The sequence below is a fragment of the Succinivibrio sp. genome, assembly GCF_045124615.1.
In the GTDB taxonomy this organism is placed as follows: domain Bacteria; phylum Pseudomonadota; class Gammaproteobacteria; order Enterobacterales; family Succinivibrionaceae; genus Succinivibrio; species Succinivibrio faecicola.
This window is the reverse complement of the sequence record NZ_JBGVMC010000381.1, coordinates 1-8,068: the sequence shown is the minus strand read 5'-3', so window position 1 is coordinate 8,068 and position 8,068 is coordinate 1. Positions and strand designations below refer to the sequence as shown.

The window sequence follows — 8,068 nt, the reverse complement described above, 5'->3', positions numbered from 1 at the left end:
GAGTTTCATCTAATTTATCTTAAAGCACAAATATTAGCTGATAAAACCATCGGTCTGCAGATCCCAAAGCTGTTTATATAGACCTTTCTTTTCAAGAAGTTCACTATGAGATCCTATCTGAACGACTCTTCCATGATCAATTACAACAATAAAGTCCATACTCTTTAGAGTTGAAAGTCTGTGAGCAACAGCAATAACAGTTCTGTCCTTCATTATTTTTTCAAGATTCTCCTGAATAATCTTTTCAGATTTAGAATCTAAAGCTGAGGTTGCCTCATCAAGTATGAGAATAGGAGCATTCTTTACCATTACTCTTGCTAAAGCTATTCGCTGTTTCTGCCCTCCCGAGAGTTTTACACCTCTATCGCCTACTAATGTGTCAAAGCCGTTTCCACCTCTGTAATCTGAAAGATTTTCAATAAATGATAATGAATCAGTATCTTTTGCAACCCTTAAAAGTTCACTTTCATCAAGATCTTCATCTGTACCATATTTGATATTCTGTCCAATGGTTCTGTGCATAAGGCTTGCATCCTGCGTAACCATAGAAAACAGATCACGCAAATCATCCTGTCTGATTTCTCGAATATCAGTTCCATCAATTGCAATTCTTCCTGATTTAACATCAAAGAATCTAAGTAAAAGATTTATTATTGTAGTTTTACCTGCACCTGATGGGCCTACAATACCAACTCTCTGACCTTTTTTAATCTTTAATGAAAAATTCTCAAGAATATTAGCCTTGTTTTCATATGCAAATGAAACATTTTCAAAAGAAATTGAATCGTTAAAGGTTAGAAGCTGTTTTGGAGCATTCGGATCAAGAACACTGATAGGTTTTACAACTGATGAAATGGCATCATATACCATTCCAAGATTCTCATAGATGGCACCAACCTCAAACATAATCCATCTGGACATATTTATAAGTCTTATTGCAATTGCTATAGCAATTGCAATTGCACCTGGTGTCACAAGTGTAAATGACCACAGATATAAAGACAGCATTACAAGAGCAATCAGCATTGTGTAATTCATAAGCTGAACACTTACATCAAACAATGTAAGAACTCTTAAGGCCTTATATTCGGACTGACGAAATTCATTCATTGCCTCTTTTGCGTATTGTTTTTCTCTTCCATGTCCACCAAAAAGCTTTACTGTACAAATATTTGTATAACTGTCAACAATACGACCAACCATTACAGATCTCTGATCGGATGACACTTTTGATGCTTTTCTCAAGCGTGGAATAAATACAAATATTGATGAAACATAAAGGATAAGCCAGATAACAATAGGAATGCATAATGAAAGATTTGCATTAGCAAGCATCACAAAAATCGTTGCAATATAAACAATCAGATGCACTACCACATCCATAAGTTTCATTACAGCAGTTCTTACAGCCATTGATGTCTGCATAACCTTGTTTGCAAGAGAGCCGGCAAACTGATCGTTGAAAAAAGACAGAGACTGATCAAGAAGATGTGTATGCAGCTGATATCTTACAATCATTGCATAATTACTCTGCAGTGTCTGATGAATCAAAAGAGAATGAAAAATAGATGCTAAAGGAAGAATTACGCCTGCAGTTAACAGCATGATAAGCAATGAGTTACCATGCTGACTTAAAAAATCATAAGGATAAGTTTGGGTTGTCCAGTCAACAATATAACCAAGACTTACAAAGAAAAGGGCCTCTCCTATTGCTATAAGCGAATTTAAAAAAGCTGCCAGAAAGAAAAAGCCATACAGGCCTTTAGAAAAAAACAGTAAAAAACCTGTAAGACTTTTTGGTAACTGTCTTGTTACCTTATAGTTAAAAGGAGAAATCAGATTTTCAAAAAATCTGAATAAATATAAAAGCATGGACTATTTTTCCATGGATGTCATTATGTCGTTAATACGGTTTGATGCAATATCAATATGTCTTGCAATACTTGCTACATGATTTGGAACCATGGTATCACCCTTTTTAGAGCCACCTGCAAAAACATATGTCGGATTAAAATCACGAATTGAAGTCAGACGCTCTAAAGCTGCTGTCACATTCTCGTTACCGCCACGTTCAACTACTGATGAATCAACTGCAATAAGGCCACGCAGCACGTTCTCAACAACAGAACAGATACCTTTTGCAAAATAGATCTGATTATCAGAATCAAAATGTCCGATATTCACATCATTTAAATTTCCAAGTGCATATTCAAGCATCTGATTGCAGTATTTTAAAATAGCATATACATCATCAGACTTTACATTATAGATACCTGCATTTTTTGCATTTGTATCTACAGACTGAGCCCATGAGAGCCAGTTTTTAATACCATCTCTGTATTTGCCTTCAGCATCGTAGATAAACCAAAATCCCCATACATCTGAAGAATATACAAAATATCTTGAGGTGGCATCAACAAGTCGAGAATCTAAAGTGTCGTTCTTGCCATAACGAGAAACTGTCTTTGCAATGATATCTGATGCAGGTCTTGTAGCATAGATAATACCCTTTTGATAATTTGTAGAATTATCAAGGATCTTTGGCACAAACAGAATATCATTAGGTAACCAGCCAAAAGTTGAACTTAGCTGCTGATCAAGTGCATGTGTTAGAGAATTTGCAATCACAATAGCTTTTTCCTGATCTGTGCTTGTCTGTTCAAGTACAGGAGGATCATAAGCTTTTGCACAGGTGGATGAAATTAAACCTACAACTGTTACATACAGTATATACAAAACTACAAATACAGAAAATATAACAAGACTTAAGACAAGCTTATTACCTTCTTTTGCTTTTTCCATTATGTTCAGTTTCATATTTTCACCATTTTTTTTCGTACGCTCATTTATTTTAGCTTTAATATCAAAGCTCTGCCACTACTTGATGAAATTTTTCAAAAAAAATTGGTGTCACTGCAACACAGATAAAAGATCTCTTCTTATGTTTTGGGAACTAAAAAAAAGAAAAAGCCCATGCCTTAACAAAGACATGAGCTCTTTTGCAGATTATATAAGGATTAGCGCTTTACTACAGCAGCAATAGCCTCAACAACCTTATCGATGTTGCTTGTATTGATACCAGCAACGCAGATACGACCAGATGCAACAGCATAAATACCAAAGTCCTTACGTAATGCCTCAACCTGATCCTTATCTAGACCTGAGAATGAGAACATACCGTTCTGCTCGTTGATAAAGTCAAAGTTACCAGCACCTGCTGCCTTTAACTTCTCTGATAATAATGAACGCATCTGCTGAATACGATCACGCATACCCTTTAATTCAGCTTCCCACTTAGCTCTTAAATCCTTGTCTGAAAGAATTGTGGTAACAACCTTTTCACCGTGAGCTGGAGGATTAGAAATAGCTGTACGAACTGCAATCTTAACCTGTGACAATACCTTATCTGCAGCTTCCTTTGATTCGCAAACTACAGTTAAAACACCAACACGCTCGTTATATAGACCGAAGTTCTTTGAGAATGATGAAGCAATCAGTAGTTCCTTGTTGTACTTAGCAATTGTACGAACACCAAAAGCGTCCTCTTCAATACCCTTACCAAAGCCCTGATAAGCAAAATCAATAAATGGAATTAACTTCTTCTCAGCTAAAAACTTAGCAATCTGCTCCCACTGCTCTTTAGTTGGGTCAATACCGGTTGGGTTGTGGCAGCATGCGTGAAGAAGAACTACATCACCTTCTTTTGCCTGAGAGAGAGTTTCTAACATTCTGTCAAATGCAAGATTGTGATTTACTCTGTCATAGTATGGATAACGCTCAAACTTCATACCTGCTGAAGTTGCGATCTGGTAGTGGTTTGCCCATGTTGGATCTGAAATCCAGATTGTGGTAGCGACATTCTGCTGATGTAAAAAGTCAGCGCCAATACGTAAAGCACCGGTACCACCAGGGCAGTGACATGAAATTGCTCTGCCAGATGAAACAAACTCTGAATCCTTACCAAAAATCAGCTCACGAGCTAAAGTACCGTATTCAGCAAGACCTGTAATAGGAAGATATGATTTGGTATCTTCCTTCTCTAACAAAATCTTTTCAGCATCTTTAACTGAGTCTAAAATTACAGTCTTGCCTTCGTTGTTCTGGTAAACACCTACACCTAGGTTAACTTTATTAGGATTTGGATCCTTCTTATAAGCATCTGTTAAACCTAAAATTGGATCTGCAGGAGCAGCTTCGATACGATCAAAAAACATGTTTTCACCTGTTAATTAAAAAATTTGTGACAATATACCACATTTTTTCAATAGTTAAAAATTTTATAATTTGCACCAAAATGGAAAATTATGCTGTTTTTATGCAGTTTTAAGTTTTGCATAATTCTTTTTGTAGTATTTAACAGCACGAGAAACCCATGCTTTTGATTTCCATCTTGCAAGCATGATAAGACCTCTTGAACATTCATCAGCACAAAAACCAATCCATACGCCCAATAGTCCCATCTGCATATAAATACCCAAAAAGCAGCCCACAGGAACAGATACGCCCCACATAGAAAGAATAGCCATATACATTGGAAAACGGGTATCACCAACAGCTCTAAGAGAGTTTATGATGATGATATTTAATATTCTGCCAACCTCCATTACAACTGACACGTAAAAGATAGGCTTTGCATATAATAAAACCTCAGGATCGTCTGTGAAGATTGAGAATACGGCTGCACCAAGCCATATTGGAATATTTACAGATAGTATTGAGGTTATGACAATACCGATTTTTACAGAATGCATAAGCTGTTTGTCAGCCATCTTTAGGTTCATTGAACCTACATAATGTGAAACAAGAATCTCTGTTCCCAGTGCAACTGAAATTGAGAACAGCATGATAATGCCGCACATCTGAAAATAGATACCCTGTGTTGCAAGTGCAATTGTTCCAAAGGTACCTACAACCGATGTCATGAAAAGAAACTGCAGCTGCCATGTTAGGTTTTCTCCAGCACCAGGAAGACCTATACTCATAAGCTGAGAGAGAATTTTCTTTTTAATTACAAAAACATATCTGTAGACAATCTTTACACCTGTTCTTTTTAGCATCAGGTAGTATAAAAATCCTATAGACAGGAATCTTGAGATTACAACACTCAAAGCTACACCATAAATTCCAAGCTTTGGAGCTCCAAAACTACCAAACAAGAACAGATAGTTTAAGAAAATAATAAGAATATTACCTGCAACATTGATATACATTGGATCTCTTGTTGCACCATGACCTCTTAATATTGCTGAGCAGCAAAGATTTATAGCCTCTGCAATAAAACATACTGACAGAATTGACAGATAGAGTTTTGATGAATCATAAATATCATCAGGTATATTCATGATGTCGCATATGATTGATGAGCCCAAACAGCCAAATGAAGCTAAGAGTAATCCTATAACGATATTTATGCCAAGAGACATATGAATTACTCGTCTTACAATGGATTTATTGCCGTTACCTAAGGCCTGAGCTGTTACAACGCATACACCAATATTAATGAAATTGAATATGACAAAGGCAAGCTGGAACATCTGTGAGCCAAGATTCAGTTCTGCTACAGCCTTTAGCGATAGCGAGCTGACCATGGCTGTATTTATCACCATAGAAAAAAAGTGCATGCTAAGGTCGATAAAAATAGGCCAGCTTAATGCAAAAAGTCCTTTTTGCATCATCTGTGACTCATGTGAATTGTATGCCATACAGATATCTCCAATTTCTGCAGAAATTATAAATGAATTATTTTCAATTGAATATCTGTAAATAAAAGAAAATTACTTTAAGAATCAGATAATTAAAAAGCCAAATCCTAATTTTTAAGATCTGGCTTGTGAAAGTTACACTATTGTAAACAAAAAAAATTATAGAATTTTCGCTAAAAACTCTTTTGTTCTTTCGTGTTTTGGATTTTCAAACAACTCTTTTGGAGAGGTATCTTCAAGAATTTTACCATGATCGACAAAAAGAACTCTTGATGCTACCTGCTTTGCAAATCCCATTTCATGAGTTACACACATCATGGTCATACCAGACTGGGCTAAATCCTTCATTACATCTAGTACTTCATTAACCATCTCAGGATCAAGAGCTGATGTAGGCTCATCAAACAGCATTACCTGTGGCTCCATAGCAAGTGCTCGTGCAATTGCAACACGCTGCTGCTGACCACCTGATAACTGATCAGGATATGAGTCTGCCTTAGATTCAAGACCAACTCTCTTTAAAAGCTCTAATGCCTTTGCATTAGCTTCCTCTTTTGACATCTTTCTAACATTTATAGGTGCAATTGTTATGTTCTCAAGAACAGTCATATGGGGGAAAAGATTGAAGTGCTGGAATACCATTCCAACTTCTGCTCTAATATGATTGATATTAGTTTTTCTTGTTATTGTCTCATTATTGATAGTAATTGATCCTGAAGTTGGAACCTCAAGATAATTTACACAACGCAAAAGTGTACTCTTTCCAGAGCCTGATGGACCTATTACAACAACAACTTCACTCTTTTTTATATGCAGATCTATTCCTCTGAGAATCTCATTAGATCCATAGCTTTTATGTAAATCTTTAATAACGATCATTATCTATGTCCTTTTGAGTTATATTTTTTCTCAAGATAAGAAACAAATCTACTGATTGTAAGAGTCATTACAAGATAAATTACTGCAACTGCAGCCCAGATCTCAAATGAACGATAGGTAGCAGCAATAATTAGCTGACCTTTTCTTGTTAACTCTTCAAAACCAATGACAGATACTAATGATGAATCCTTAAGCATGGCGATAAACTCATTTCCAAGCTGTGGGATTGTTCTTCTAAAAGCCTGAGGCACAACAATCATCTTCATTGTCTGAGGCCATGTAAGACCGAGTGATCTACCAGCTTCGAACTGACCTTTATCGATTGACTGTATACCAGATCTGAAGATTTCAGCTACGTATGCACCTGAATTTATAGAACAGGCGACTACTGCTGCTATATATGGCTCAATACGCATATTTATGATATTTGGCAGTGCAAAATAAATAATAAAAATCTGCACCAAAAGAGGCGTACCACGGATGATATCAACATAAACCTTAGCAGGTATTCTTAACAATCTGTAGCTTGACAACTCTGCCATGCCAACAAAAAGACCAATCAGAACACCAAAGGATACTGCAACAAGAGTAATCTCTAATGTTACGATAGCACCGTTTAAAAGGAGCCATAATGAATTCTTAACAAATTCAAAATCAAGCTCTGAAAAATACTCAATAATACTTGTCATGATAAAAAAAATCAAAGGCAGTTATTAGCTGCCTTATATGTAAAACGAAGAATAGAAATTATTCTTCAACCTTGAACCACTTTACATGGATCTCTTTAAATTTGCCATTTTCCTTAATTTTTGCAAGACCAGAATTAATCTTGTTTAAAAGATCCTGGTTCTTTTTGTTAACAACGATGCCGTAATCCTCACCATTGTATAATTCCTTGATTTCTACAAATGCATCTTCCTTCATCTGTTGCAGGAAATATAGATTTACAGGACGGTCGTTGATAACAGCTTCACATCCCTTTGCGTTTAATTCCATAAACTCTTCAGGAACTGTATTGTAGTTTCCAACCTTACCAGAAATCTTTGTAGCTACATTTGAACCTGTTGAGCCAATCTGAGCACACAGTCTTTTTGTAGCTAAATCATCTAAAGAAACATACTTCTCAACATCATCCTTACGGATTACTGCACTGATTCCTGACTTATAGTATGGATCGGAGAAAGCAACCTGCTTTGCTCTTTCTGGAGTAATTGTCATTGCTGCAATAGCACCGTCAATCTGTGATGTAAGTACAGATGGTACTAGAGAATCAAAAGGCAGATTAACAATTTCAACCTCAAAACCTTCAACCTCAGCGATAGCTTTAATAATATCAACGTCATAACCGATGATATTTGATTCTTTATCAGTAAATTCAAAAGGTGCAAAAGTTGCCTCTGTACCAAATCTTAACTTTTCAGCATTAGCTGATGATACAAAAGCACATGCTGCAAAAAGTGCAACTAATAATGATTTTTTCATAGTGT

General features: G+C 36.0%; 7 protein-coding genes. All 7 read right to left on the bottom strand.

Annotation, left to right across the window (positions count from 1 at the left end; genetic code table 11):
- Positions 1-33 precede the first annotated feature (33 nt).
- Positions 34-1,872 (bottom strand): ABC transporter ATP-binding protein, encoded by a 1,839-nt coding sequence (locus ACJML3_RS10165; protein WP_406022918.1) that lies wholly within the window; start codon positions 1,870-1,872, stop codon positions 34-36.
- A 3-nt stretch (positions 1,873-1,875) separates the two neighbouring features.
- Positions 1,876-2,817, bottom strand: a complete 942-nt coding sequence (locus ACJML3_RS10160) for a DUF2333 family protein (RefSeq protein ID WP_406022916.1) — start codon at positions 2,815-2,817, stop codon at positions 1,876-1,878.
- A gap of 200 nt (positions 2,818-3,017) precedes the next feature.
- On the bottom strand, positions 3,018-4,214 hold the full coding sequence (locus tag ACJML3_RS10155; protein ID WP_406022914.1) for an aromatic amino acid transaminase: 1,197 nt from the start codon (positions 4,212-4,214) through the stop codon (positions 3,018-3,020).
- A gap of 99 nt (positions 4,215-4,313) precedes the next feature.
- Entirely contained in the window at positions 4,314-5,702 is a 1,389-nt protein-coding gene (locus tag ACJML3_RS10150) for an MATE family efflux transporter (RefSeq protein ID WP_406022912.1), read from the bottom strand.
- Positions 5,703-5,861: 159 nt separating this feature from the next.
- Positions 5,862-6,581, bottom strand: coding sequence for an amino acid ABC transporter ATP-binding protein (locus ACJML3_RS10145; RefSeq protein WP_406022910.1), 720 nt, complete (start codon positions 6,579-6,581; stop codon positions 5,862-5,864).
- On the bottom strand, positions 6,581-7,270 hold the full coding sequence (locus ACJML3_RS10140; RefSeq protein WP_406022908.1) for an amino acid ABC transporter permease: 690 nt from the start codon (positions 7,268-7,270) through the stop codon (positions 6,581-6,583). Before ACJML3_RS10140 ends, ACJML3_RS10145 begins: the two co-directional genes overlap by 1 nt.
- A gap of 58 nt (positions 7,271-7,328) precedes the next feature.
- Positions 7,329-8,068 (bottom strand): basic amino acid ABC transporter substrate-binding protein (locus ACJML3_RS10135; RefSeq protein ID WP_406022906.1); only part of this gene is annotated, 740 nt, incomplete at its 5' end.

What these genes read in the sequence shown, in the direction of transcription:
- ACJML3_RS10165 (WP_406022918.1), bottom strand. Translation starts at nt 1,872, where the DNA reads ATGCTTTTATATTTATTCAGATTTTTTGAAAATCTGATTTCTCCTTTT.
- ACJML3_RS10160 (WP_406022916.1), bottom strand. Translation starts at nt 2,817, where the DNA reads ATGAAACTGAACATAATGGAAAAAGCAAAAGAAGGTAATAAGCTTGTC.
- ACJML3_RS10155 (WP_406022914.1), bottom strand. Translation starts at nt 4,214, where the DNA reads ATGTTTTTTGATCGTATCGAAGCTGCTCCTGCAGATCCAATTTTAGGT.
- ACJML3_RS10150 (WP_406022912.1), bottom strand. Translation starts at nt 5,702, where the DNA reads ATGGCATACAATTCACATGAGTCACAGATGATGCAAAAAGGACTTTTT.
- ACJML3_RS10145 (WP_406022910.1), bottom strand. Translation starts at nt 6,581, where the DNA reads ATGATCGTTATTAAAGATTTACATAAAAGCTATGGATCTAATGAGATT.
- ACJML3_RS10140 (WP_406022908.1), bottom strand. Translation starts at nt 7,270, where the DNA reads ATGACAAGTATTATTGAGTATTTTTCAGAGCTTGATTTTGAATTTGTT.